Consider the following 24,733-nt stretch of genomic DNA (forward strand, 5'->3'; position numbering starts at 1 on the left):
CTGATAGTGAAGCGAATTATAAATTGCGGAGGCCAAAATACCCATGGAAAAAATTCTATCGACAAAAAATGAACGCGTGAAACAGTGGAAAAAGCTGCAAACAAAAAAAGGACGCGAAAAATCTGGAGCATACTTGATTGAAGGTTTTCATTTGATTGATGAAGCGTTAAAAAATCAAGCAACGATCTTAGAACTGATCATCAGCGAAACCAGCAAAGAAACTGACGCAGTGAACTTTCCTCAAGAAAAAACGTTTATGGTATCAAATGAAATCTCAAAACAATTAAGCGAGACAGAAACGCCGCAAGGTATTTTTGCAGTCGTTCAAAAAGAGTTATTAACCAATGCTCCTATGTTAGAGAAACCTTATTTGTTTTTAGACAATGTGCAAGATCCAGGAAACTTAGGAACAATGGTGCGTACAGCCGATGCTGCTGGATTTGGCGGTGTGGTCTTAGGAAAAGGAACGGTCGACTTGTATAACAGCAAAGTCATTCGGTCAATGCAAGGCAGTCATTTTCACTTGCCTATTTATCAAGGGGATTTATTAGAATGGTTCTCTTTATTTCAAAAAAATGGTTTTCCGGTTTACGGCACAGAATTGAATAAAGATGCAGCTGCTTATCAGGACATTCCAGCACAAAAAGTTTTCGCTCTAGTGATGGGCAATGAAGGCAATGGAATGGCTCGTGAGTTATTGGATAAGACAACACAAAACGTATATATTCCTATTAAAGGCCAAGCCGAATCGTTAAACGTAGCAGTTGCTGCCGGAATCTTAATGTTTGCTTTGTCTGATCGACTTTAAAAACAAAAGACGTTCTTCGTATTCTTTATAGAAGAAACATGTTTGTTGCACAATTGTGTCTAAAATATCAAATTTTTCTTTTTTATCTTACATCTGAAGCGTTCTACTTCAAATCTATGATAAAAGAGTGTATGATAGGTGGCAAGTCGAAAGGTGACACAAGCTCATAGAAAAGGAAGTCTTTGAATGATCGAACCAAAATGGAAACAAGATTTAGAATATGTGGCTTTAATTGAAGACTTGCTTAATCGCGAAGAAGTTCAAAAACTGAATGAATACACTCAACACCACTTTACAACGCGATTAGAACATTCAATTAGCGTTTCTTATCTCAGTTACCGTATTGCGAAACGATATGGCTGGGATGCAAAAGCAACTGCACGTGCGGGCTTACTTCATGACTTATTTTACTATGATTGGAGAACCACTAAATTTGACGAAGGTACGCATGCATACGTTCATCCGCGGATGGCTTGTGAAAATGCTAAAAAATTAACCGAATTAAGCGATTTAGAGTGCGATATCATCATCAAACATATGTGGTTGGCAACTGTTGCTTTACCTAAGTACAAAGAAAGTTATGTCGTCACGTTTGTAGACAAATACTGTGCAATCAAAGAAGTAGCGGTACCTTTAACGGGGAAAGCACGCAACCGTGTGAAGAGTGCGTGGGCTAGATTAAAGCCAGTAACGATCCAATAAAAATTGAATGCAATCCAAATAACCTTATTTCCTTTATCATTGGAAGTAGGGTTGTTTTTTTAGTCCAAAATAAAAGGAGTAGCCCTTTAGGTTAATTCTTGGTTATAATCAAGTAGGAAGCAAAAGAAGATTTTAAAAATGAAAGCTTAAAAAGGAGAATTTACTAATGAAGATAGCCATTATAGCTGCGATGGAAGAAGAAGTTCGGCCTTTGCGCGAAAAATTAATAAATCCCAAAACAATTCAAGTAGCAGGAACCGTTTTGGAGGAAGGACTACTAAATGGCCAAGAAGTGGTTTTAGTTCAATCTCAAATTGGCAAAGCAAACGCTGCTATGTCCACTGCGATATTAATTGAACGGTTTGCTCCTGACTTTATTATTAATACAGGTTCAGCAGGAGGGATGGATAAATCTCTTTCAGTTGGAGATATTGTCGTTTCATCAGAGTCTAGATATAGCGATGTTGATGCAACTGTTTTTGATTATGCTTTAGGACAAGTTCCAGAAATGCCAGCCAGTTTTACGACAGAAGAAAAATATGTGGCATTAAGTCAAACGATTCTTTCCGATACAAAATGGCCTCATCGTGTTGTAAACGGGCTGATCCTTACTGCTGATGCGTTTATGGATGATAAAAAGCGTGTAGCAGAAATACGCAAAAATTTTCCGAGCGCTAGAGCAGCTGAAATGGAAGGTGCAGCGATCCATCAAGTAGCGTATCAATATGGTATCCCCTTTATTAATATTCGGGCATTATCAGATATAGCAGGTGAAGAAGCCGGTGAGTCTTTTAATGATCATCTGGACTTAGCAGCTGATCATTCGATGTTGTTTGTTGAAAAGTACGTTGAGAAACTAGCCTCCACTTTCTAACCAAATCAATAGGAATAAGTTCAGTCAAAGACTTAGTTTTTGACTGAACTTATTTTTTATTAACTTAATGTGTGTTGACAAAAAGTAAGCATAATGATACGATTGCCTTTAATTAGAGATATATTAATTAGAATTAAAAATTAAAAATGAAATTTTACATTAAAGGAGCAGTCAATGATGAAAAAAACAGCCGGAATACATCACATAACCGCTATAGTCGGACATCCGCAAGAAAATGTTGATTTTTATGCCGGAGTACTGGGTCTTCGTATGATCAAGCAAACGGTTAACTTTGACGACCCTGAAGTCTATCACTTATATTTTGGAGACGAAGGGGGAAAGCCGGGAACGATTATTACGTTTTTCCCTTGGGCAAATGCACAGCAAGGAAAGATTGGAGATGGACAAGTTGGTGTGACTACTTACGTTGTCCCAGCAGGCGCTTTGTCTTTTTGGGAGCAGCGTTTAGTTGAATTTAATATTGATTTTGAAAAGTATCGTCGTTTTGGAGAAGACTATTTAGCATTTGATGATGTACATGGTTTGCAGTTAGAGCTTGTAGCTCGTGAAGCAGGTGAAAAAAATGCTTATGAGTTCGCTGGAATTACAAGCGATGTGGCAATCAAAGGTTTTGGCGGAGCAACATTATTCACGCATGATCCACTAGAAACAGCAAAAGTTCTTGAATCTACTATGGGATTAGAAAAAATTGGTGAAGAAAACGGCTTATGGCGGTTTCAATCATCTGCTGATATCGGCAATATCATTGATTTGAATATGTCTTCCGTTGGTGCTGGGCTACAAGGCGTTGGTACGGTTCACCATATTGCTTGGCGTGCGCAAGATGAAGCCGATCATTTAGCTTGGAGACAGCAAGTAATGGATAAAGGGCAACGCCCAACCCCTGTAAAGGACCGCAATTATTTTAAAGCCTTGTATTTCAGAGAAGCAGGCGGGATTTTATTCGAGATAGCATCAGATACACCCGGTTTTGCGCATGATGAGTCCTATGAAACGATGGGGGAAAAATTAATGTTGCCAGAACAACTTGAAGCACATCGTAATCAAGTTGTCTCGAATTTGATTCCCTTTGAAGTTAGAGCACTCAAGTAAATTTTAAAACAAAATGGAAATAAAGCTTTTAAAAGAATGACGAATTGGAATTGTTTCATTTCAAATCGTCGTTCTTTTTTTGTTTGGTTTAATTATCAAACCATTAAATAGTTTAATAATATTTATTGGCCACAACCTAGACTATACACGAATGCTACCCGTTCTTTTGATCGAAGCACAGCAGGTATAAATCGAGTCAGCGGACTAATTTTTCTAGCTGAACGTGAACTTTTTACAGCTTTTTTTTAATAGTAGTGTATAATACAAAAAGTAGTTGACAACTGGAAGTATATCACTTACTATTTATAACCAATTATGCTATAATATAAATCAAAAGAGGTGAAGAATCACAATGACAGTAAAAGATGTGAACCAAGATATTAGCTGTGAAACAAGACAAAGAGAAATTTGTCCAAAGTTTGAGCGTACTTTTTCTATTTTAGGAAAAAAATGGATGGGTCTAATCATCGATGTGTTATTAGAAGGCCCTCAACGTTTTAAAGATATTGCCGCAACCATTCCAAGTGTGAGTGACCGCGTATTGGTAGAACGCTTAAAAGAGCTAGAACAAGAAGGACTAGTGGCTCGAACAGTCGATCCAGAAGCAACGATGCGTGTAGCATACAGCTTAACGGAAAAAGGCGAAGGATTAAAAAGTGTTATGAATGAAGTTCAAACTTGGGCCGATGAATGGGTCTGTATGGAAGAAGCTTAATTCTAAGAACTGCTTGACTCTCTTATGACAGTTGGGTAAACTAAACAAGAAGCGAAAATAAAATAAACGTTAAAAATGATGATGGAAAAAAGTAATTTGGACAGGTCTAAACAAGAGAACAAATGCCATAGGTTGAGAGCATTTGTCTAGACAACCAGATGAACGTTCACTTCCTGAATTGACTTTGGGAATTACTGTTAAGGTAATGAAAAAAGTTCCGGTATACGCCGTTATGTAAATCAAGTGTGGATTTGTTTTTTTATGAATCTAAACAAGGGTGGTACCGCGAATCGAAGCCTCGTCCCTTTTAGGGATAAGGCTTTTTTTGCGTTTAAAAATAATGTTGAACATCAATATGCAGTCAAAAGGAGAAGAAGCATGGAATTAAAAGATAAACTAGATTTATTAAAAGAAGAAGCTCTGACAAAAATTTCAGAAGCTGCCGACTTGCCGATGCTGGATCAAGTTCGTGTTGCTTATTTAGGTAAAAAGGGCCCAATTACTGAAGTTCTTAGAGGAATGAAGGATCTTTCAGCTGAGGAACGTCCGGTCGTCGGCTCAATGGCTAATGAGATTCGTGATGCCATTGCGGTTTCGATAGAAGCACGAAAAGGCGTATTGGAAATGGAAAAAATCAATCGTGATTTAGCTAATGAAGCCATTGATGTTACATTACCTGGAAATCCGGTGCCTGAAGGACAATCTCATGTTTTAACGCAAATCATGGAAGAAATTGAAGATTTGTTTATCGGCATGGGGTATCAAATTATTGAAGGGCCCGAAGTGGAAGAAGACAGCTACAACTTTGAGCGAATGAACTTGCCAAAAAATCATCCAGCTCGTGATATGCAAGATACTTTTTATATTACGGATGAAGTTTTATTGCGGACCCATACTTCTCCAGTACAAGCGAGAACGATGGATACACATGATTTCTCTAAAGGACCATTAAAAATGATCAGTCCAGGAAAAGTGTACCGTCGCGATAGTGATGATGCAACTCACTCGCATCAATTTCACCAAATCGAAGGGTTAGTAATTTCGAAAGGCGTTACAATGGCGGATTTAAAAGGCACGTTAGAAGTCTTCGCGAAAAAACTATTTGGCGCGGAACGAGAAATTCGTCTACGGCCTAGCTACTTCCCTTTTACTGAGCCTTCGGTTGAAGTGGATGTTAGTTGTTTCAAATGCGGCGGTAAAGGCTGTAATGTCTGTAAACATACAGGCTGGATCGAAATATTGGGTGCTGGCATGGTTCACCCGAATGTGCTGGAAATGTCAGGAATCGACGCAGCTGAATACAGTGGATTTGCATTTGGTTTAGGACCAGACCGTGTCGCGATGTTAAAATATGCGATTGACGATATCCGTCATTTTTATCAAAATGATGTACGGTTCTTAAGTCAATTCAAAGTGAAGGAGTAGAATAATGAACGTATCTTATCAATGGTTAAAAGAATATTTAGATTTAACAGATATTACACCTGAGGAACTGGCGGACAAAATGTCTCGTACAGGTATTGAAATTGAAGACGTGACTATTCCAGAAGCAGGTTTGAAAAAAATCGTCGTGGGATATGCAGCAGAAGTGATAGACCATCCAGATTCTGATCATTTACATGTCTGTCAAGTTGATATCGGCGAAGCAGAATTGTCACAAATTGTTTGTGGAGCACCGAATATTGCTGCAGGCCAAAAAATCATTGTGGCTTTGCCTGGTTCAAGAATCACAGGCAACGTTAAAATCAAAAAAGGCAAAATGCGCGGAAAAGTTTCCAATGGAATGATTTGTTCGTTGGAAGAGTTGGGTTATTCTGAAAAAGTAACGCCTAAACAATATGCTGAAGGCATCTATGTTTTGTCAGAAAACGCTGTTCCTGGTGAAAGTGTGTTTCCTTATTTAGCAATGGATGATGCTATTTTAGAATTGTCGATCACACCTAACCGTGCCGATGCTTTAAGCATGCGAGGAGTCGCCCATGAAGTAGGAGCAATTTACAATCAAAAACCAATGTTCAAAGGGTTCACTTTGACAGAAACAACGGATGAAAATATTGAAGATTACATCAAAGTAGCGGTTGAAAATAGTGAAGATACACCTAGTTACAACATCCGAGTGATTAAAGACGTCAAGGTCGAGGAAAGCCCGTTATGGCTGCAAACAAAATTAATGAATGCCGGAATTCGTCCATTAAACAATATTGTAGACATCACAAACTATATTTTATTGGAATATGGCCAGCCCTTACATGCTTTTGATTATGACCGATTAAACTCTAAGGAAATTCTGGTTCGCCGAGCTAAAAATGGTGAAGCATTGACGACTTTAGACGGCAAAGAACGCAACTTGTCTCCTGAAAACATTGTCATTACTAATGGTGAAAAACCGGTTGCTTTAGCGGGAGTTATGGGCGGAATGGATTCAGAGATCCAAGCAGATACGGTAAACGTAGCGCTTGAAGCAGCATTATTTGAGCCAATCGCCATTCGTAAAACGGCTAAAGAATTTAATTTGCGCAGCGAAGCGAGTTCCCGGTATGAAAAAGGCATCAACCATGCCACCATTATGACCGCTGGAGACCATGCGGCTGCTTTAATAGCTGAATTAGCGGGCGGCACTGTGGTAACCGGCAAGGCTTCAGAGAATACAGTTGAAGCAAAAGATTGTGTTGTCAGCATTACGTTAGATAAATTGAACCGCTCTTTAGGCACTGAAATCACCGCTGAAGAAGTAACAGCAATTTTTGATCGTCTTGGTTTCAAATCTACTGAAACAAATGGTTTGTTTGAAGTAGCTGTTCCGCCGCGTCGTTGGGATATTGCGATTGAAGCTGATTTGGTAGAAGAAGTAGCGCGCATTTATGGTTACGATAATTTACCGTCTACTCTGCCGACGACTGAATCTGTTCCTGGAAAACTAAATGACAAACAGCGGTTAATTCGCCATACGAGACATTATTTAGAGGGAGCAGGGCTGTCACAAGCCATCAGTTATGTTTTGACAACGCCTGAAAAAGCGAGTCAATTTATGTTGCGTGAAAGCCAAATGACCCAAATAGAGATGCCAATGAGCGAAGATCGCAGCACATTGCGCATGAACCTATTGAGCGGCTTATTGGATAATACTCACTACAATATTGCCCGGAAAAATGCGGACGTGGCACTTTATGAAATAGGTCATGTTTTCTATCAAGAAGATGGGCAGTTATTGCCATTGGAAGAAGATCATTTATCTGGTGTACTGACCGGCTCTTTGAAAGACAGCAATTGGCAGGGGAAAGCGCCTAAAGTGAATTTCTTTGACATCAAAGGTATTCTTGAAGGCTTAGTTGCCACTTACGGTTTAACAGAAGCGGTAACGTTTGTTGCTGATGAAAACCGCGAAGGTATGCATCCAGGCCGCACTGCGGCGATTTACTTGGGTGAAAAAGAAATTGGTTTTATCGGACAACTGCATCCTTTAACGGCTAAAGCTTATGAGTTGAAAGAAACGTATGCTTTTGAACTTAATTTGCAGGCCATTGCAGACGCAGATAAACATCCGACGATTTATGCTGGGATTCCAAAATATCCAGGCATGACGCGCGATATTGCATTATTAGTCGAAGAAACGGTAACCAACCAACAATTGACTGATTTGATTCTTGAAAAAGGCGGCAAGTATTTGACTGGTGTACGGTTGTTTGATATTTACCAAGGCAGCAACATTGAAGCTGGTAAAAAATCATTGGCGTATACATTATCTTATTTAAATCCTGCAGATACTTTAGTCGAAGAAGAAGTCACTAAAGCATTTGAAAAAGTAACAACGGCTTTAATTGAAACGTATCACGTGGTCGTCAGGTAAGAAGATTTCATTTGATTAGTAAAAAAATAAGGCTGAGAAAAACGGGTATATCCCTTTTTTCTCAGCCTTTATTATTGTGAAAATGTGCAGCAAATTCTGTTGTGAAGTCTATCTACTGCTACTGAAATCAGTTGTTTTAAATGTTCGAAAAGGAAAACAAGCCAAGCGATAGTTGTTTGTTTTGCTTTGGTATTATCAGTTCTGTCTGTCGCCAGCTTTTTATACCTGTAAAGATTCGCTTTTGAGACGGAAAAGGATAGTCGGGGTAAAAAGCATATGGTAAACTAGTGAAATGCAATTTTAAAAAGCAAGGAGATAAAGAAATGGAACCTAAACAGTTAAAAAAAGAAGTTACAGGACTCACAGCTTTAACAGTCGTAGTCGGAACCGTTATTGGAGCAGGAATTTTTTTCAAGCCGACTGCTGTTTATAGTGCATCAGGAGCGCCAGGTTTAGGGCTGCTGGCTTGGTTCATTGGAGGGATCATCACGATTGCGGGTGGTTTAACGGTTGCAGAGATTGGGACCATTTATCCTGAAACAGGCGGCATGATGATTTATTTGGAAAAGGTTTATGGAAGATGGCTTGGTTTTTTAGTAGGATGGGCTCAAATGATTATTTATTATCCAGCCAATTTTGGCGCTTTAGCTATTATTTTTGGAACGCAAGTCAGCAGTTTATTTGATTTACCTGATCACGTTATTGCCCCGATCGCTATTGTAACAGCGATGTTTGTAATGGCCATTAATTTTATGGGAACGAAATACAGCGGACGACTCCAAACGGCCGCTACTCTATTAAAATTGATTCCGATCGCAGTTATTATTATTGCAGGATTATCTTATCCAGGGGGAGGGACGATTCGATTGATTCCTTTTTCAATGGAAAGTCATCCTGTTGCGACTAGCTTGGGTTCTGCTTTAGTGGCGACCTTGTTCGCTTATGATGGTTGGATCAACGTAGGAGCATTGGCAGGAGAAATGAAAAATCCGGGGAAAATGCTGCCTAAAGTAATTGTCGGAGGATTATCGATCGTCATGTCCGTTTATTTAATGATCAATGTGGCTTATTTATTTGTTCTGGACAGCACACAATTGGCAGGCACCAATACCCCAGCAGCTTTAGTAGCGTCTCACTTATTCGGTGAGTTCGGTGGCAAATTGGTGACTATCGGCATCTTGATTTCTGTTTTTGGAGGAATGAACGGGTATATCATCTCTGGTATCCGTATTCCTTATGTATTAGCTACTCAAAAATTATTGCCCTTTAGTAACTGGTTTAGCAAATTAACTAACGGAACGAATATGCCTGTAAATGGCGGTTTAGTTATTCTAGCCATTTCAATCATTATGATTTTAACAGGTCAATTTAACCAATTGACAGATTTGATTGTTTTTGTCATTTGGACATTTACGACCTTAACATTTGTGGCGGTTATCATCTTGCGAAAAACGCAGCCGCATATTAAAAGGCCCTATCGTGTTCCTTTTTATCCGATCATTCCTTTAATTGCCATTATTGGCGGAAGTTACATTATTATCAATACGCTTATCGTTCAGCCTCAAAATGCATTGCTTGGAATAGTATTGACGTTGTCTGGTATTCCAGTTTACCTTTATTGTACTAAAAAAAATCAGAAAATTTAAAAAGAGGTTGGGACAAAAGTCCCAACCTTTTTTGCATATCCGAATTTTTATTCTAGAACGTGTTCCAAAAAGCAGACCCGACGTCCACTTCACGAATAATGCTCAATGGTCTGTGACCATACTGCGCTTATCCGTTCCAGTTTCCTTAGCCCTTGCAGCTTTAGCTGCTTAGGGATACGGTATGCGAAGTAGAAGATTCGGGTCTAAACGCTTTTTGTCTCACTCCCTTTTTATTGGTCTAAAGGAATGGTTAAAAACCAGCTATTTTTTGAGCTTTTTGAGTATTGGCAAAATGCAATTTGGCATATTTGCCTAAGAGAGATAATCCGCCTCGTTTTAATAATTTAGCAGCAACTAAATCGACATTACTGCCAGCTCCAGACGGTATCCGTAGGCCAGTCTCAGCTGACATGTCTTCTAACCCTTTTAAAAAAGCAAAACGTGCAATGATCGAAGCAGCAGCTACAGCTAAATGATGGCCTTCGCCTTTAGTTTGAAAATAAACCGATTCTTTAATTTGATTGGGTTGATCTTGAATGTGTTTAAAATAAGTTGCAGGCAATTCAAACTGATCGATTAAAATGGCCTCTGGTACAACAGGTTGGATCTTCATTAAGACGTGTCCCAATGCTTGATTATGGAGCACGGCTTTCATTTTTCCTTGTGTCATAGTCGGTTGAATCGCATTGTATTTTTGAGGCATTACATTCAGCAAACTATGAGGTAAAAAAGTGACCAAATCTTTTGCGACTCGTATAATTTCTGGGTCTTTCATATCTTTTGAATCACGAACACCTAATTCTTTTAATAAAGGCAATTGTGATTTATCGACATAAGCAGCCACTACAGTCAACGGTCCGAAGTAACTGCCGTTTCCGACTTCGTCACTGCCAATGACAGACCAAGTATTAAAGCCTTTTGGTAAAGGGGTATTCAGAGAAGGAGTATTTTTTTTAGCTTTTCCAGGAATGGATTGCACTGCTTTGCTTATCCAAAGCGCAGCTTCTTGTTGTGCTGTCTGTCCTTGGAATAAAACCTTTCCAGAATTGTACGCTGTAATGTTGACGGTTGCTTTTTTAGCAGCAAATTTTCCGCCTGGTGGTGTTTTGGGTTTTAAATAATCTTCATAATATTGTTTCATTTCTTGTAAGGTTTTTGGAGAAACCGTTAGCACTTCGTTTGCCATATATGGGTACTATCCTTTCTAGCGTAAATTAAAAAGTGGGTCTATATATTTTGTTGCAGTTCTCTAGAGCATATCAAGAAACGCTAGCTAGGAACAGGAGAGAATACGTTGTTTATTATAACATAGGCTGGTGATCAGCGGAGAAGTCAACCCGCTTTTAAGTCATTCTTGAGCAGAATTTCTTTTTTTCAGAGTTACGAGAATCGATGTTGATGAAAAACCAAAAAGATACCTGAAAAAAGTGTTACTCCTATGACTTTCATGGTAAAATAAGGGAAATGTAATTTTTAGGAGGAGTTGCAATGTCTCAAAATAAAATTAGGTATAAAGCAACCATTGCAGGGAAATCCTACACGATCATTGGTTCGAGACCTGAAGTCCATTTGAAAATGGTAGCCGAAACGGTAGATGAACAAATGCGTCAAATTGAATCATTATCAAAGGATTTGGATCCAGAGAGACGCGCTGTGCTAGCAGCGGTTAATGCTGTCTCAGACCAACTTGAAATGCAAATTAAAATGATGGAAATGCAAAATCAACTAGATGAATTAGAGTTGAAATTAAAAGAGATTCAGGAATAAAGACGCTATTATCCTGAGCGAAAAGGGTGAAAAGATGTTAATGACGATAGCAATAATAGTGATTTTAGCAATTGGAGTATATGGCGGAGCTAGAAGAGGATTGCTTTTGCAACTTGTAATGACGGTAGGCTATGTTGCTGCTTATATCGTAGCAGGCCGCTATTATAAAGAGTTAGGTTCACACTTGGAACTATTGATACCTTATCCGGCAGCAGCTGAAAACAGTCAATTTTTATTTTACAATCAAACAATAGGCTTTAATTTAGATCAAGCATTTTATAATGGAATTGCTTTTGTCTTGATTTTGTTCATTGGCTGGCTGTTGACTCGTTTTATCGGCGGCTTGTTAAATTCAATAATGTTCATACCTGTATTAAAGCAATTAAATACGCTCGGTGGTGCTGCTTTAGCTTTTGCGGTCACTTACGTAGGAATCTTTTTGATTCTTGTATTATTGACCATGCTGCCGATGGACAGCGTTCAAACAGCGTTCAGCAACAGCTCTTTGGCAAGTACGATCGTTGAAAAAACACCAGTATTATCGCAACAAATTTACGATTGGTGGATCGGGACTGCCGCTTAAGTATTCTCAGCAATAATAAATGAATAGTTCCACTTAAGAAATCGTTCTGCATTTTTTATGTGTGGACGGTTTCTTGCCATCTATTCTAGTCAGCAGAAAGACCTTTAAGAAAGAGGTGGGAAACATGAATAAAAAAATATTCAAAACGCTTGAATTTACTAAAATCATTCAAACGATGGCTGGTTTTACAGCTTCTGATTTAGGAAAAGAACAAGTGATGGAGTTAAAACCATCAACTTCTATAGAAGACGTAATGAAGTGGCAAGATGAAACAGAAGATGGCGCAACTATTTTGCGTTTGCGCGGAGGTATGCCGATTCCAAGATTACAAAATGTTCGTCCACATTTGAAAAGATTGGAGATCGGTGCTTCATTAAACGGATTGGAAGTTGCTCAAATCGGCAAGATTTTACGGACTACTTCTGAAGTAAGCCGTTTTTTTGAGACACTGAACGAAACGGGCATTGAATTGAATACCTTATATCAAGTAGCCGATAACTTTATCACTACTCCAACGCTAAACCAACAAATTCGAGAAACAGTAGATGAAGACGGTAATGTACTGGATGACGCCAGCCCGGCTTTAAGAGGGATCCGTTCAGGAATCAAGCGTGGAGAAAGTGCGATTCGTGAAAAATTAGACAGTCTGGTGCGCGGGAAAAATGCCCAATATTTGACAGACGCTGTGGTTACGATGAGGAATGATCGGTATGTTATTCCCGTCAAACCTGAGCACCGTAAACAATTTGGCGGCGTAGTCCACGATCAAAGTTCAACTGGGCAAACACTATTTATTGAACCGCAAGTCGTAGTAGATTTAAATAATCGTCTGCGTCAATTGCAGATCGAAGAACGTCAAGAAATCGACCGGATCCTAGCTGAAATTTCGAATGAAATTGCACCTTACGGCAATGAGATTTTAAATAATATGTTTTTATTAGGCAAGTTAGATTTTGTCGGAGCTAAAGCGAGTTACGGTAAAAGCATTGAAGCGACACGTCCGCTTATTAGTGAAACTAATGATGTGAAGCTGTTAAGTGCCCGTCACCCGATGTTAAACCCTGAAACTGTAGTAGCTAATGATATTTTGATTGGCGGCGAACATCAAGCCGTGATCATTACCGGACCAAATACAGGCGGGAAAACGATTATCTTGAAAACGCTAGGTTTGTTGCAATTGATGGGTCAATCAGGACTGCAACTGCCAGTAGCTGAGGGAAGTCAAATGGGATTATTCACTGAAGTTTTTGCAGATATTGGTGATGAACAATCGATTGAACAAAGCTTAAGTACGTTTTCTTCACATATGACTAATATTGTTTCCGTTTTAGAGCGGATCGATAGCAATAGTTTGGTGATTTTTGATGAACTCGGAGCTGGAACAGATCCGCAAGAAGGAGCTGCATTAGCCATAGCCATACTGGACAAAATCGGGTCTATCGGCAGCTACGTGATGGTAACCTCTCATTACCCAGAATTGAAAGCTTACGGCTATAACCGTCCAGCAACCATTAATGCAAGTATGGAATTTAATGTCGATACGTTGAGCCCAACTTACCGTTTATTGATCGGTGTACCGGGCCGCAGCAATGCTTTTGAAATCTCTAAACGCTTAGGTTTAGGCAATGATGTCATCGAATCGGCACGCCAACTGATTGATTCCGAAAGCCAGGATTTAAATGAAATGATCACGGATTTAGAAAATCGTCGGAAAATGGCAGAAACAGAATACCTTGAAGTACGCCATTATGTAGACGAAGCGGAACAATTACACGCTGACCTTCAAACGGCGGTCCAACAGTTTTATAGTGAACGCGAAGAACTGCTGAAAAAAGCGCGTGAAAAAGCCAACGCACTGGTTGAAGACACCCAAGAAGAAGCGGAACAAATTATAACGGATTTGCGTAAAAAACAACTGCAACTACCTTATGATGGTGGAGTAAAAGAGCATGAATTAATTGATGCTAAAACGAATATCTCTAATTTGCGTCATGAAGAAAAACTAGCTAAAAATAAAGTTTTGAAAAAAGCTAAAAAACAACAATCTTTCAAAGTTGGAGATGATGTCCAAGTGACCTCATTTGGACAAAAAGGTACGTTAGTAGAAAAAGCGGATAACCATCAGTGGGTCGTTCAAATGGGTATGTTGAAAATGAAAATCAAAGAAAGTGATTTAACATTAACAGCACCTGAAAAAGAGCCGACTCGCCGGATGGTTGCTTCAGTTCGTTCATCGTCAAACAGTCATGTTTCTCCTCAATTAGATTTACGCGGGGAGCGTTATGAAGATGCTTTAGCTGAATTAGACCGTTATTTGGATGCAGCATTGTTAGCAAACTATCCGCAAGTTACCATCGTGCATGGTAAAGGAACGGGTGCAATCAGACAAGCAGTGACGGAAGCATTGAAAAAACACCGTTCCGTAAAAAGTTTTGGTTATGCACCGGCAAATCAAGGTGGAAACGGAGCCACGATCGTTGAATTCAAATCTTAAGCAAGATGTTAGAAAAAGAGAACAATCTCTGCTATAATAATTATTGAGTACGAAACTTACTATTAATAAGCTTTAGAGCTTTAGGAGGAAATATTATGGTACAAGTAGTAACAGATACAAACTTTGAAGAAGAAACTAAAGAAGGATTAACGATTACAGACTTCTGGGCAACTTGGTGTGGCCCTTGTCGTATGCAATCTCCTGTATTGGAAGAACTAGATGAAGAGATTGGTGATCAAGTAAAAATCGTGAAAATGGATGTTGACGCAAATCCGACCGTACCTGCTTCATTCGGAATCATGAGTATTCCTACATTACTGGTTAAAAAAGACGGCGAAGTTGTCGAAAAATTAATCGGTTATCACGGCAAAGAACAAATCGAAGAAGTTATTGCTAAATATAAATAAACAAAAAAACTGCCGGTTTTTATCTCGGCAGTTTATTTTTTTTGTCTGGATGGAGATAGTAGTTCAATTCTTGCTCTAATTCTTTCTTGATATTCCATTCCTCGATAGCTTCAAGAATCGTAAAACCTTTTTGAATGAAAAATTGTGCATCTTTCTCAGATTCCAGTTTTTCTAGAATGATTCCTTTTCGAACGTATAAAACAGCTAACATTATATACTTTGTTTCTTTTTTGCTCTCTTCAATCAATGGGTCAGCGTAGAACAAAGACTGTGTGAAATCCCCATCCTCCATTAATAGGTAGACCAGATTCATCGAAAAAGCCATTTTTAATTTAGTGGCTTCTTCAAAATGCCGGTAATGATCCAAATCAATCAAAGCTCGTTTAGAAATGAAAAGAGAAGTCTCAGGAGGAAATAAAAATAAAATATTATTGAGCAGACGCAATTCGGTTAAATACCATTTATCTAATTTCGAGAGCCGTTCCCAAACTTTTTCAGCATGAGTATAAGCTAATTTTAAATCATGAGTTTGAGACAACGTCAATAAGGCCTGACAAATTTCCACAATGTCTTTGATGACATGATCGTTATTTTCTAACAGATAAACTTCTGCACGTTTTTTTAACTGCTGTAAAAGAGTATTGTCGGAATTAGTCGCTACAGAATTAAAATGATATAAAATAGCTTCTTTTTCATCTAAGTGGTAACCGTTTCGGATATAAGAAAATTCTTTATGCGTCATATCTAAATTATTAAGTATTTTTAAATATTTAGTGACGGTAGTGGTGATTGCTTCTGTTTCAAACCGAGTATAAGTAGATCGGCTCATGGCATTTTGAGCAACGATTTCTTGAGTATAGCCTTTGTTTTCGCGTATTTTTTTTAAATCATATCCAAAAGGTTTTGTATTGTCTGGCATTTTCTTCCCCTACCTTTCTGTCAGAAAAAAATAATGTTACTATATGCACATTATATACTAAACTCTATTTCATTTGCTATACTATAAATATAAATAAGAACGGAGGGATTACATGAAGAGAAACTACATCAAATTGTTGAAAAATCTTATGGCAATCTTACCAGTGCTTTGGTTTGTTGGAGGAGGCGGCTAAAAAAAGCCGTGATATTTCTTATGCGCCATTTTCAAACCACTTTCTGGTTGGAGGTCAAGTGACATGTAAAGGACTTATTCGTTGAATAGGAGGGGCTGCAAATTATTTTGAATCAGAAAACTTCTATTAGAGAAAAGATGAAATAATGAATTTAGTGTAACACAATCAAGAAGTGGGAGGGGAAATCATGAACCACAGTCTGTCGAAAGTAGAATATGCCTATATTATTGAGGGAAAAGATGCGAAAAATATTTTAACCATAGCTAAGGAAGATTTGATCGAAAATGCAGATGGGGTTCTTGATTGTCCTCTTGATGGAGTATTAAGAAGACACAACCTCTCCTTAACTGACTTAAACAGCATGGGAATCACGCGGTTATCGTTTGTTAAAATTGTAAACAAAACAACGATCATTTTGAGAAACATCTGTTTAAATGTAAATTTTTAACTTATAAAAAAACAATTTTATCTAAACCACCCCCTGTGTTTAGATAAATGAGTTTAAGCATTAATCTTTGGAGAGAGATTAATGCTTTTTTTTGTTTTTTATTGTTATTCCTGATATGTATATACATTAAAAAAGGTAAAACCACTTTAAGTTGTGTGAGGTGCCTTTTTTTTGATAAGATGAGAAAAAGACTGGAAGCAGGAAAATGTCTATCGCTGCTACTGTATGGAGTTTGGAAACTCGAAAAGTACAGGACCATTCATTTCAGGTATAGAATATGGAAATAATACTGTAGGCATGATCATCCGGAGTTCTCGAAGAGCCGTTAGTCATGTAATTGACTCTAGAGTAATAAAGTAGAAAAAAGGAGTTATAACCATGAAATCGATGTATATCCCCGTAGAAGCAGGATATTTATTTTGTAAGACGATTGGGAAAGGAAAACCACTAGTATTGTTGCACGGCAGTGAAGAAAACCACGAAATTTTTGAAAAACAAATGGCTTACTTTAGTTCGCATTATCAAGTGATTGTTTTGGATAGCCGCGGACACGGCCGTTCAGATCATGGTACTGGTCCATTAACATTCAAACAAATGACACAGGATATTGTAGAAGTTTTGAACTATTTGAAAATTAAGAGCGTTTCAGTTATAGGCTTTAGCGATGGAGGAAACTTAGCGCTCTATTTAGCCAGTCATTACCCTGAAAAAGTCGACAAAATGATTCTTATTGGAGCAAATTTTAAAGCCAACGGATTGAAGCTAAACGCCTGGCTACAGGTTAAATGGCAATATAGCTATCTTAATGGATTAGGAAAAATATTTCCCGCCAGCCGTAGACGAAAAGAAGTGATTGATTTGATGCTTCACCAATTGGATTTAAAGGAAACAGATTTAAAAAAGATTCAAGCACCAACGCTCATTGTAGCGGGTGAATTTGATGTGATCAAACGGCAGCATACGAACGAGGTGCACCGTTTGATTGCAACTAGTCAACTCGTTATTGTACCAAAAGCAACCCATTTTTTGATGGTTGAAGAATACGAATTATTTAATCAGTTAGCAGACCAGTTTTTACAGGAGCCAAGTATTCGTTAAATGGAAGGGGAATAAAAAATGGTTTTTAAATCTAAACGTGATGTAGCTTTAATTGCACTATTCTCGTCCAACATCTTTCTTATTTTAATTGCTTTAATTGTCGTGTTAACAACTTTAAACCTTGATTCATTAGAAAAAGCATTTTTAGGAGGATTAATCATCATCACCGGAGGTTTGTTGGTTTCTAGCGTTCTTTTTATTAGTTACGAATGCCGCGAAACATGTTTGTTTATTCGAAACGGCTTCTTTTTTAAAAAGATCCCTTACGAACAAATTTCGAAAGCAGTATCAGTCCAGTTTACAATGACAGATCTATTGTCGGGTTATCGAGTATTGTCTTCTAGAGACGGCCTTATTCTGTATTACCGTTATGGAGCAAGCAGCATCAAAATATCGCCAACGAACAAAGCTCTCTTTTTAGCTGAATTGCAACAAAAAACTCCTGAACTATCCATAGAAAAAGACGATTAACCAGGCGCTGCTGAATAATGTTTTCAGTAGTGTCTTTTTTATTTGTCAAAGAAAAAACAAATGAGTTATAAAATCCATGTTGGCTGTTTTTTTAAAATGCCTATAGTAATAAGTAAAAGGTCGCGTGAATGATTTCGCATGTGCTTGGGAGCTCAATTATTTGAGAACCAAAATCAATCAGACAATTAAACGCAATTTATTATTCATCAAAAGAAGAAATAAAAGTTTTGGAGGAAGGAACGATGCAAAGTGAAAATTTATCAACTAGAGTGAGTTTATTTCGTTAATGATAAAAAAAGAAGCGACTAGATTTTTTAGTCGCTTCTTTTTGCTTTTTTATCTGCGTTTGCCAAAAATGCGTAACAGCCCTAAAAATAAGTTGATAAAGTCTAAATACAATTCTAGAGCACACACGATTGCCAAACCATTGATGGATTTTGTACCGCCATATGTTGCATAGATGGCTTTGCATTTTTGTGTGTCATAAGCAGTTAACCCTGTGAAAATAAGGACCGTAATAATCGAAAGAACAAAATCAGCCGTAGAACTTCTAAATAAAAACAAGTTGACCACAGAAGAAATGATCAATCCAATGAGCATGCTTAACAAAATCCCACCTAGTTTAGATAGGTCTTTTTTAGTAATAAAACCAATAATACTCATAGCTCCAAAAAGAGCAAAAGTTGAAATAAAGGCATTAAAAATACTGGCTTCCGTATACATTAATAGAACAATGGCGAGTGTCAGCCCATTAACGAACGAATAGGCAATAAACTTCAAAGCATAATTAGAAGTAGGTTGTACTTTTTCTGGATTAAAACGAAAACTAAAAACTAAAAACAATTCTAAAATAATAAATCCGTAGATGGCCCAACCATTTGTGACGGTCATTAACCACCAAAAAGCATTAGCGAGCGGTGTAAAAGTATAAAGAATGGTATAAACGGTTAAGGCACTAAGCAAAATACCTCCTGCCATCCAAGCGTAGATTTTTGACATAAAACTAGGCAAACCACTGTTTACACCAATTTTTTCTTCAATATACATAAAATTCTCCTTCTCATTTGTTGTGGCATCCAACTAAAAAAGAATGCCTAAAAACATCATACAAAAACAGAAATTTTTCGTCAAATGTTATCTTTTTAACCCTTGAAAGCTGACAGGGTTTTCTTTATCAATTCAAAACCAAAAAGATGTATGCTAAAATGTAAAAGAAAAAGGTTGTTATCTGAAATAAGAACAAATTGGAGGAGACAAAATGCTGGAAGTAAAGAACTTGAAAAAAACTTTTGGTTCCGTAACGGCTGTTGATGGTGTCAGCTTTACTATTCGAGACGGTGAAATTATGGGAATGATTGGCCAAAATGGAGCAGGAAAAACAACAACATTTCGTTTGATCCTAAACTTCTTGATGGCAGATCAAGGAGAGGTGCTTTGGAACGGGCAGCCATTGAAAAAGTCTGATTATGATATTATAGGATATTTGCCAGAAGAACGGGGATTATACCCTAAAGTTACAATTGAAGATCAACTTATTTATTTTGCTCGGCTACGAGGAAAAACAAAAAAAGAAATCCAGCCTTTGATAGATGGGTGGATGGAAAAATTTGAAGTTAAAGGCAAAAAGACAGATAAAGTTAAATCTTTATCTAAAGGCAATCAGCAAAAAGTTCAATTGATTTCTACTTTGATCCACCAACCTAAATTGGTGATTTTAGATGAGCCTTTTAGTGGTTTGGACCCGGTCAACGCTAGTTTACTAGAAGAAGGTATTAAAGAGTTGAAACGAAATGGATCTTGCGTCATTTTTTCTAGCCATGATATGAACAATGTCGAAGAAATCTGCGACAATTTGATTATGCTGCGCAATGGGGAAATGGTGTTAGAAGGCAGTGTACGCGACATCCGTGAGAAGTTTGGCCGAACGAAATTATTCTTAGAAACAACGATTAAAGATGAGGATTTACTAGCCTTGCCTGGAGTTACTCATCTTAAAAAAACCAAGGATGGCTTAACTGTATTGGATTTATCGGATGCAGAATATGGAAAAGAAATTTTCGGAGTCGTCACAAAAGAGGGCTATATCTCCACTTTCAGTCAACAACCGCCGACATTAGAGGAGATCTTCAGATTGAAAGCAGGTGCTCTTCATGAATAAATTTAAAGTGATCGTTGGAGAAGTATATAAAAAAAATGTAAAGTCAGTAGGCTTTATATCAATGGTTTTATCTCCAATCGTGATATTGGCGATTGTTGGATTAGTCATTTATTTTGTTGGCTCATCTTTTAGCGAGTCTTCTAAAATTGCACTATTGACAGATGATCAAGAAATCAAAACGATTCTAGAAAATGAACCAGAAGAGTTCGAAATAGATAAAAAAATAACGACCAAAGAAGCAGCGGAGAAAGCCATACGAGAAGATACGCTGGATGGCTATTTAGAGGTAACGATCGAAAACAATACAATCAATGGACGATATGTTCACACGTCTTCTAACCAGTCGTTAGATACTGCGACGCTAGAGTCTTTATTGTCTGGCATTCAATTGAATCGCACGGCTCTTGAGTTAGGGCTGTCGCAAGAAGAAGTGATGCAGTTGATGTCTCCTGCTCAGTTAGAAGACCAAGTTGTACGGGTTGAAGGAGACGTTATTTCAGATCAGAATAATACGGACACATCTATTAAAATGTGGAGCGCTTATGTGGTGGGAATTGCTGTTTTTATTTTTATTATTAATTATGCCAGCATCATTGCACAAGAAATTGCTTCAGAAAAAGGAACACGGATTATGGAAATTATTTTGTCCAGTGTAAGTTCTTCCGTCCACTTTTTTGGAAAGTTAGTCGGAATTCTTCTGGTCTGTCTGACACAAGTTATTATTTATGCAATTGTAGGTGTGGTGGCTTATCAAGTTGGAAAATCTTTTGATATTGTTCAAGAACTCTTAAAGGGAATCGATATTGGGGTATTACTGCAAGGATTGCTAGGGTATTCAGTCATTTACTTTGTTCTAGGAATCATTTTATATGCCGCTATTGCAGCCTTTTTAGGATCATTAGTTTCAAAAATTGAAGATGTCAATAAAGCCGTTACCCCATTGATTTTTCTTTCGATGATTGGCTTTTACGGAGGGATGTTTGCTTTTGCTAGCCCAACTCAAATGATTGTAAAAATTGGATCTTACATTCCATTTTTTACACCGATGATCATGCCTTTTCGGGTGGCCAGTGAAACTGTCTCAACTAGCGGCAATTGGATCGCTATAGGGTTGATGGTGGTATTTACTGTATTGTGTACTTATTTATCACTGATGCTTTACCGTTCAAATGTGTTGGTTTATTCAGATGCTGGTATGTTCAAGACGATGAAGGCTTCTTGGAAAATCATGCGCAGCGAAAAAAATGTGTAAATGAAGGTTACAAAAAACTCTCAACCTCATCTTTTCTTAGGGAAAGACGGAGTTGAGAGTTTTTTTATATTTTTTTATGCTTTGAAGAACGAGTAGGGAAATGTTCAAATACAGAGGACTCTTCAGCGGTGAACTCTGTGTCTTCTGCTGGGTGAGAGTCTGATTCGCCGTTCTCGTCTAACAGTTCTTCCAGTGTTTCATCAATGGCCTCAGCAATCGGTTCAGCAAATTCTTTATCCATTTTCTCAAGCGTACTTTCTTTCTTTTCATTACTATCAGCAACACCAGCTAAAACTGAATCCACCATTTCTGCTGGTTTGTTTTCTGCTTCACTGATAATGAACGGATTTATTGATTCTGTAATTGAAACGCGGTCTTTTGTATCCCATTGAAGAGTGAGGATCACTTCTTTCTTTTTCACATTCACTTCATAGATAGCTTCTGTATAAAGGCCTTCTTGCTGCTGGACTTGCTCAGCTAAAAAACCGGCTTCTAAATTAAAACTAGGTTGTGAAACAGCCGTTAAGCGTTCTGTGACAATAGCACCAGAAAGACTATAAAGTGTTGTATTCTTCCGTTGATTCATTAAAGATAAAGTTCCGAAACCAGTCTTTTCAAAAAAAAGGACGTTGTCTTGAAAACTGCTCAACGGATATTGTCTGGCGAGTTCTTTACCTGCCCAATACAACATTTCATTGGTCTCTTTGCCTAATAAGTTTGGAATAAGAGCGTCACGGATTAAAGCATAACCAAATAATGGAACAGTTCCGTGTAATTCATTTAAGTCGATAGTTGTTTTTTGATCTTTCATTGTTCTCTATTCACCTCATTAATCTTCTGATTCTATTATAACGTGGAATCCGAAAGAAGCCTATCTTTTTTACAAGCTTTAATATGGAGGTACCTAAATAGTAGAAGAAGCGAAGAAACAATAAGTATTTTTCTATTGCGCTTGAATTTTTCTTGAAAAAAAGGGAAGATAGAGGTAAGAAAAAAATGATTTCACATAAAGGTTGTTAGAGATGAAAAAACAAGCGATAGGTTTTATTGATTCTGGTGTAGGGGGTCTAACGGTAGTCAAAGAAGCAATGCGTCAATTGCCGAACGAGTCCATTTATTATGTCGGCGACACAGCCAGATGCCCCTATGGTCCTAGACCTGAAGAACAAGTACGTAAGTTTACCTGGGAAATGACTCATTTTTTACTGGATAAAGACATCAAAATGTTAGTCATTGCCTGCAATACAGCGACAGCTGCTGCTTTAGAAGATATCAAAAAGAAATTAGCTATTCCTGTAATCGGTGTGATTTTGCCAGGAAGTCGGGCCTCCATCAAAGCGACCAAAAATAATCGAATTGGTGTGATTGGAACAGCAGGGACGGTTAAAAGCGATCAATACAAAAAAATGATCCATTCAAAAGATACTAAAGCAATTGTCACGAGTTTAGCTTGTCCTAAGTTTGTTCCAATCGTTGAAAGTAATGAATACAATAGCGCCATTGCTAAAAAAATCGTAGCTGAAACATTGCGGCCTTTAAAGAAAGACAATTTGGATACTCTTATTTTGGGCTGCACACATTATCCTTTACTGCGGCCGATTATCCAAAACGTTATGGGGGATTCGGTAACGTTGATCGATTCAGGGGCTGAGACGGTTAGTGAAGTGAGCACGATTCTAGATTATTTTGATTTGGCAGATGATAGTAAGAGTAGAACACATATAGAACATAACTTTTATACAACAGGCTCTACGCAAATGTTTCATGAAATTGCTTCAGAGTGGTTGGACATGGAAAAAATAACGGTAGAACACATCACATTGGGACGGTAAAACCGTACTGGGAATAGAGGAGAAACATGCGAATAGATGAACGAAAAAACGATGAACTTCGTTTGGTTACCATAGAAACAAATTATTTGAAACATCCTGAAGGTTCCGTATTGGTTTCTTTTGGCGATACAAAAGTGATTTGCAATGCAACAATTGAAACGAAAGTTCCGCCTTTTATGCGCGGACAAGGTCGTGGATGGGTACATGCAGAATACAGTATGTTGCCCAGAGCAACCAACACACGTACCATTCGCGAAGCCGCTAAAGGTAAATTGACGGGACGGACAATGGAGATACAGCGATTGATTGCACGTTCCTTGCGTTCAGTCGTAGATTTAGAAAAATTAGGAGAACGCTCGATCACAGTCGATTGTGACGTTATCCAAGCTGATGGAGGAACTAGAACAGCGAGCATTACAGGGGCTTTTGTAGCGCTTAAATTGGCCGTACAAACGCTGTTAGAGAGCGGACAGCTTGTTGAAGATCCTATTAAAGAAAATATTGCAGCTATCAGTGTGGGAATATCTAAAGCAGGAGAAGCCATTTTGGATTTAAACTATGTAGAAGATAGTTCTGCGGACGTTGATATGAATCTGGTTATGACCGCTAGTGGTCAATTTGTTGAGATCCAAGGAACAGGGGAAGAAGCCACATTTTCCAATACACAATTATCTGAAATGCTGGCTTTAGGAGAAAAAGGCATTGATGAATTGGTGAAAATACAGAATCAAGCTATCCAAGCCAACCAAAAAATTAAAATGGCGGAACCTCAGGAGCCTTTGATTCCAACGGATACTATTTTAATTGCGACCAATAACCCTGGGAAAGCTCGTGAGTTTGAAGCACTTTTTGCTAAAAAAGGATTGCAAGTCAAAACGATGCGCGATTACCCAGAGATTCCAGAGGTTGAAGAAACGGGTACCACGTTTGCAGAAAACGCATTGTTAAAAGCTGAAACGATTGCTGAAACGTTTAACATGTTGGTGTTAGCAGATGATTCAGGTTTGAAAGTAGATGCTTTAGATGGTCAACCTGGTGTTTATTCGGCTCGTTTTGCAGGCGAACCAAAGAGTGATGCAGCGAATAATGCCAAACTGCTGCATGAATTAACAGGGATACCTGCGGCAGAACGAACAGCTCAGTTTCATTGCACATTGGCTTTAGCACTTCCTGGAAAAGAAAGTTTGGTCGTTGAAGGCGAAGTAGAAGGCACGATTTTAAGCATTCCCCGCGGTAAAAACGGGTTTGGCTATGACCCCTTATTTTATGTGCCCAGCAAAGAAAAGACAATGGCAGAGTTATCAGAAGATGAAAAAAATAAGATGAGTCACCGTGCGGTCGCTTTAATGAAATTAGAAGAAGTATGGGATAAGTGGATAAAAAATTAGCGGAATGGATGAGGTGGA

The 24,733-nt window shown here is 38.1% G+C and carries 23 protein-coding genes, 1 pseudogene and 1 other annotated feature; of the genes and pseudogenes, 20 read left to right on the top strand and 4 right to left on the bottom strand.

Going from position 1 to position 24,733, the window contains the following annotated elements; all coding sequences use genetic code 11:
• Positions 1-43: 43 nt before the first annotated feature.
• From JHE06_RS03020 to JHE06_RS03055, 8 genes are all read left to right on the top strand, one after another.
• Positions 44-808 carry a TrmH family RNA methyltransferase gene (locus JHE06_RS03020; protein WP_201089432.1) on the top strand — a complete coding sequence of 255 codons (765 nt, stop codon included), beginning with the start codon at positions 44-46 and terminating at the stop codon, positions 806-808.
• Between the two features lie 186 nt (positions 809-994).
• Positions 995-1,510, top strand: coding sequence for an HD domain-containing protein (locus JHE06_RS03025; protein ID WP_058920060.1), 516 nt, complete (start codon positions 995-997; stop codon positions 1,508-1,510).
• A 166-nt stretch (positions 1,511-1,676) separates the two neighbouring features.
• Positions 1,677-2,384 (top strand): 5'-methylthioadenosine/S-adenosylhomocysteine nucleosidase, encoded by a 708-nt coding sequence (gene mtnN, locus JHE06_RS03030; protein ID WP_058920061.1) that lies wholly within the window; start codon positions 1,677-1,679, stop codon positions 2,382-2,384.
• A gap of 174 nt (positions 2,385-2,558) precedes the next feature.
• On the top strand, positions 2,559-3,497 hold the full coding sequence (locus JHE06_RS03035; protein WP_236253540.1) for a ring-cleaving dioxygenase: 939 nt from the start codon (positions 2,559-2,561) through the stop codon (positions 3,495-3,497).
• A gap of 352 nt (positions 3,498-3,849) precedes the next feature.
• Positions 3,850-4,212, top strand: coding sequence for a winged helix-turn-helix transcriptional regulator (locus JHE06_RS03040; protein ID WP_058920063.1), 363 nt, complete (start codon positions 3,850-3,852; stop codon positions 4,210-4,212).
• Positions 4,213-4,281: 69 nt separating this feature from the next.
• Positions 4,282-4,521 (top strand) — a binding site (T-box leader).
• Between the two features lie 69 nt (positions 4,522-4,590).
• On the top strand, positions 4,591-5,637 hold the full coding sequence (gene pheS, locus JHE06_RS03045; protein ID WP_058920064.1) for a phenylalanine--tRNA ligase subunit alpha: 1,047 nt from the start codon (positions 4,591-4,593) through the stop codon (positions 5,635-5,637).
• 4 nt (positions 5,638-5,641) lie between these two features.
• Positions 5,642-8,059, top strand: a complete 2,418-nt coding sequence (gene pheT, locus JHE06_RS03050; protein ID WP_201089434.1) for a phenylalanine--tRNA ligase subunit beta — start codon at positions 5,642-5,644, stop codon at positions 8,057-8,059.
• 323 nt (positions 8,060-8,382) lie between these two features.
• Entirely contained in the window at positions 8,383-9,705 is a 1,323-nt protein-coding gene (locus JHE06_RS03055; RefSeq protein WP_201089436.1) for an APC family permease, read from the top strand.
• 250 nt (positions 9,706-9,955) lie between these two features.
• On the opposite strand, the gene rnhC is transcribed toward JHE06_RS03055, so the two are convergent.
• Positions 9,956-10,891 carry a ribonuclease HIII gene (gene rnhC, locus JHE06_RS03060; RefSeq protein WP_058920067.1) on the bottom strand — a complete coding sequence of 312 codons (936 nt, stop codon included), beginning with the start codon at positions 10,889-10,891 and terminating at the stop codon, positions 9,956-9,958.
• Positions 10,892-11,193: 302 nt separating this feature from the next.
• On the opposite strand from rnhC, the gene JHE06_RS03065 reads away from it, so the two are divergent.
• The 4 genes from JHE06_RS03065 to trxA all read left to right on the top strand — a co-directional run bounded on the left by JHE06_RS03065 (position 11,194) and on the right by trxA (position 14,956).
• Complete coding sequence (locus JHE06_RS03065) at positions 11,194-11,472, top strand: cell division protein ZapA (RefSeq protein ID WP_058920068.1); 279 nt, start codon at positions 11,194-11,196, stop codon at positions 11,470-11,472.
• Between the two features lie 34 nt (positions 11,473-11,506).
• On the top strand, positions 11,507-12,055 hold the full coding sequence (locus JHE06_RS03070) for a CvpA family protein (protein WP_058920069.1): 549 nt from the start codon (positions 11,507-11,509) through the stop codon (positions 12,053-12,055).
• 124 nt (positions 12,056-12,179) lie between these two features.
• Positions 12,180-14,549 (top strand): endonuclease MutS2, encoded by a 2,370-nt coding sequence (locus JHE06_RS03075; protein WP_058920070.1) that lies wholly within the window; start codon positions 12,180-12,182, stop codon positions 14,547-14,549.
• Between the two features lie 95 nt (positions 14,550-14,644).
• On the top strand, positions 14,645-14,956 hold the full coding sequence (trxA, locus tag JHE06_RS03080) for a thioredoxin (RefSeq protein ID WP_058920071.1): 312 nt from the start codon (positions 14,645-14,647) through the stop codon (positions 14,954-14,956).
• A gap of 19 nt (positions 14,957-14,975) precedes the next feature.
• Here trxA and JHE06_RS03085 read toward each other — a convergent pair whose 3' ends face one another.
• Entirely contained in the window at positions 14,976-15,875 is a 900-nt protein-coding gene (locus JHE06_RS03085) for a helix-turn-helix domain-containing protein (RefSeq protein WP_201089438.1), read from the bottom strand.
• Positions 15,876-16,255: 380 nt separating this feature from the next.
• On the opposite strand from JHE06_RS03085, the gene JHE06_RS03090 reads away from it, so the two are divergent.
• From JHE06_RS03090 to JHE06_RS03100, 3 genes are all read left to right on the top strand, one after another.
• A complete protein-coding gene (locus JHE06_RS03090) occupies positions 16,256-16,516 on the top strand; it encodes a hypothetical protein (RefSeq protein ID WP_058920073.1) in 261 nt (86 codons plus the stop codon).
• Positions 16,517-16,894: 378 nt separating this feature from the next.
• Positions 16,895-17,614 carry an alpha/beta fold hydrolase gene (locus tag JHE06_RS03095; RefSeq protein WP_058920074.1) on the top strand — a complete coding sequence of 240 codons (720 nt, stop codon included), beginning with the start codon at positions 16,895-16,897 and terminating at the stop codon, positions 17,612-17,614.
• Between the two features lie 18 nt (positions 17,615-17,632).
• Positions 17,633-18,085 (top strand): PH domain-containing protein, encoded by a 453-nt coding sequence (locus JHE06_RS03100; protein ID WP_058920075.1) that lies wholly within the window; start codon positions 17,633-17,635, stop codon positions 18,083-18,085.
• A 336-nt stretch (positions 18,086-18,421) separates the two neighbouring features.
• Here JHE06_RS03100 and JHE06_RS03105 read toward each other — a convergent pair whose 3' ends face one another.
• Positions 18,422-19,132, bottom strand: coding sequence for a Bax inhibitor-1/YccA family protein (locus JHE06_RS03105; protein WP_201089440.1), 711 nt, complete (start codon positions 19,130-19,132; stop codon positions 18,422-18,424).
• A 211-nt stretch (positions 19,133-19,343) separates the two neighbouring features.
• Between JHE06_RS03105 and JHE06_RS03110 the strand changes: the two are divergent.
• From JHE06_RS03110 to JHE06_RS03115, 3 genes and pseudogenes are all read left to right on the top strand, one after another.
• A pseudogene (locus JHE06_RS03110) lies at positions 19,344-20,031 on the top strand (ABC transporter ATP-binding protein); the annotation flags it as partial.
• A 2-nt stretch (positions 20,032-20,033) separates the two neighbouring features.
• Complete coding sequence (locus JHE06_RS12385; RefSeq protein WP_442861673.1) at positions 20,034-20,243, top strand: ATP-binding protein DrrA1-3 family domain-containing protein; 210 nt, start codon at positions 20,034-20,036, stop codon at positions 20,241-20,243.
• Positions 20,236-21,495 (top strand): ABC transporter permease, encoded by a 1,260-nt coding sequence (locus tag JHE06_RS03115; protein WP_201089444.1) that lies wholly within the window; start codon positions 20,236-20,238, stop codon positions 21,493-21,495. Before JHE06_RS12385 ends, JHE06_RS03115 begins: the two co-directional genes overlap by 8 nt.
• 64 nt (positions 21,496-21,559) lie before the next feature.
• Here the strand turns inward: JHE06_RS03115 and JHE06_RS03120 are convergent, their stop codons facing one another.
• On the bottom strand, positions 21,560-22,306 hold the full coding sequence (locus JHE06_RS03120; protein WP_201089447.1) for a YslB family protein: 747 nt from the start codon (positions 22,304-22,306) through the stop codon (positions 21,560-21,562).
• Positions 22,307-22,517: 211 nt separating this feature from the next.
• Between JHE06_RS03120 and racE the strand changes: the two genes are divergently transcribed.
• Positions 22,518-23,327 (top strand): glutamate racemase, encoded by an 810-nt coding sequence (gene racE / locus JHE06_RS03125; protein WP_058920079.1) that lies wholly within the window; start codon positions 22,518-22,520, stop codon positions 23,325-23,327.
• A gap of 26 nt (positions 23,328-23,353) precedes the next feature.
• Positions 23,354-24,715, top strand: coding sequence for a ribonuclease PH (rph, locus tag JHE06_RS03130; protein WP_201089449.1), 1,362 nt, complete (start codon positions 23,354-23,356; stop codon positions 24,713-24,715).
• Positions 24,716-24,733 lie beyond the last annotated feature (18 nt).

It is taken from the genome of Carnobacterium sp. CS13, from assembly GCF_016653495.1.
GTDB classification, from domain to species: Bacteria; Bacillota; Bacilli; order Lactobacillales; family Carnobacteriaceae; genus Carnobacterium_A; species Carnobacterium_A antarcticum.

What these genes read in the sequence shown, in the direction of transcription:
- JHE06_RS03075 (WP_058920070.1), top strand. Translation starts at nt 12,180, where the DNA reads ATGAATAAAAAAATATTCAAAACGCTTGAATTTACTAAAATCATTCAA.
- JHE06_RS03090 (WP_058920073.1), top strand. Translation starts at nt 16,256, where the DNA reads ATGAACCACAGTCTGTCGAAAGTAGAATATGCCTATATTATTGAGGGA.
- pheT (WP_201089434.1), top strand. Translation starts at nt 5,642, where the DNA reads ATGAACGTATCTTATCAATGGTTAAAAGAATATTTAGATTTAACAGAT.
- JHE06_RS03085 (WP_201089438.1), bottom strand. Translation starts at nt 15,875, where the DNA reads ATGCCAGACAATACAAAACCTTTTGGATATGATTTAAAAAAAATACGC.
- JHE06_RS03025 (WP_058920060.1), top strand. Translation starts at nt 995, where the DNA reads ATGATCGAACCAAAATGGAAACAAGATTTAGAATATGTGGCTTTAATT.
- pheS (WP_058920064.1), top strand. Translation starts at nt 4,591, where the DNA reads ATGGAATTAAAAGATAAACTAGATTTATTAAAAGAAGAAGCTCTGACA.
- JHE06_RS03115 (WP_201089444.1), top strand. Translation starts at nt 20,236, where the DNA reads ATGAATAAATTTAAAGTGATCGTTGGAGAAGTATATAAAAAAAATGTA.
- JHE06_RS03100 (WP_058920075.1), top strand. Translation starts at nt 17,633, where the DNA reads ATGGTTTTTAAATCTAAACGTGATGTAGCTTTAATTGCACTATTCTCG.
- mtnN (WP_058920061.1), top strand. Translation starts at nt 1,677, where the DNA reads ATGAAGATAGCCATTATAGCTGCGATGGAAGAAGAAGTTCGGCCTTTG.
- JHE06_RS03055 (WP_201089436.1), top strand. Translation starts at nt 8,383, where the DNA reads ATGGAACCTAAACAGTTAAAAAAAGAAGTTACAGGACTCACAGCTTTA.
- rnhC (WP_058920067.1), bottom strand. Translation starts at nt 10,891, where the DNA reads ATGGCAAACGAAGTGCTAACGGTTTCTCCAAAAACCTTACAAGAAATG.
- JHE06_RS03070 (WP_058920069.1), top strand. Translation starts at nt 11,507, where the DNA reads ATGTTAATGACGATAGCAATAATAGTGATTTTAGCAATTGGAGTATAT.
- JHE06_RS03105 (WP_201089440.1), bottom strand. Translation starts at nt 19,132, where the DNA reads ATGTATATTGAAGAAAAAATTGGTGTAAACAGTGGTTTGCCTAGTTTT.
- JHE06_RS03040 (WP_058920063.1), top strand. Translation starts at nt 3,850, where the DNA reads ATGACAGTAAAAGATGTGAACCAAGATATTAGCTGTGAAACAAGACAA.
- trxA (WP_058920071.1), top strand. Translation starts at nt 14,645, where the DNA reads ATGGTACAAGTAGTAACAGATACAAACTTTGAAGAAGAAACTAAAGAA.
- JHE06_RS03095 (WP_058920074.1), top strand. Translation starts at nt 16,895, where the DNA reads ATGAAATCGATGTATATCCCCGTAGAAGCAGGATATTTATTTTGTAAG.
- JHE06_RS03120 (WP_201089447.1), bottom strand. Translation starts at nt 22,306, where the DNA reads ATGAAAGATCAAAAAACAACTATCGACTTAAATGAATTACACGGAACT.
- rph (WP_201089449.1), top strand. Translation starts at nt 23,354, where the DNA reads ATGCGAATAGATGAACGAAAAAACGATGAACTTCGTTTGGTTACCATA.
- racE (WP_058920079.1), top strand. Translation starts at nt 22,518, where the DNA reads ATGAAAAAACAAGCGATAGGTTTTATTGATTCTGGTGTAGGGGGTCTA.
- JHE06_RS03065 (WP_058920068.1), top strand. Translation starts at nt 11,194, where the DNA reads ATGTCTCAAAATAAAATTAGGTATAAAGCAACCATTGCAGGGAAATCC.
- JHE06_RS03020 (WP_201089432.1), top strand. Translation starts at nt 44, where the DNA reads ATGGAAAAAATTCTATCGACAAAAAATGAACGCGTGAAACAGTGGAAA.
- JHE06_RS03035 (WP_236253540.1), top strand. Translation starts at nt 2,559, where the DNA reads ATGATGAAAAAAACAGCCGGAATACATCACATAACCGCTATAGTCGGA.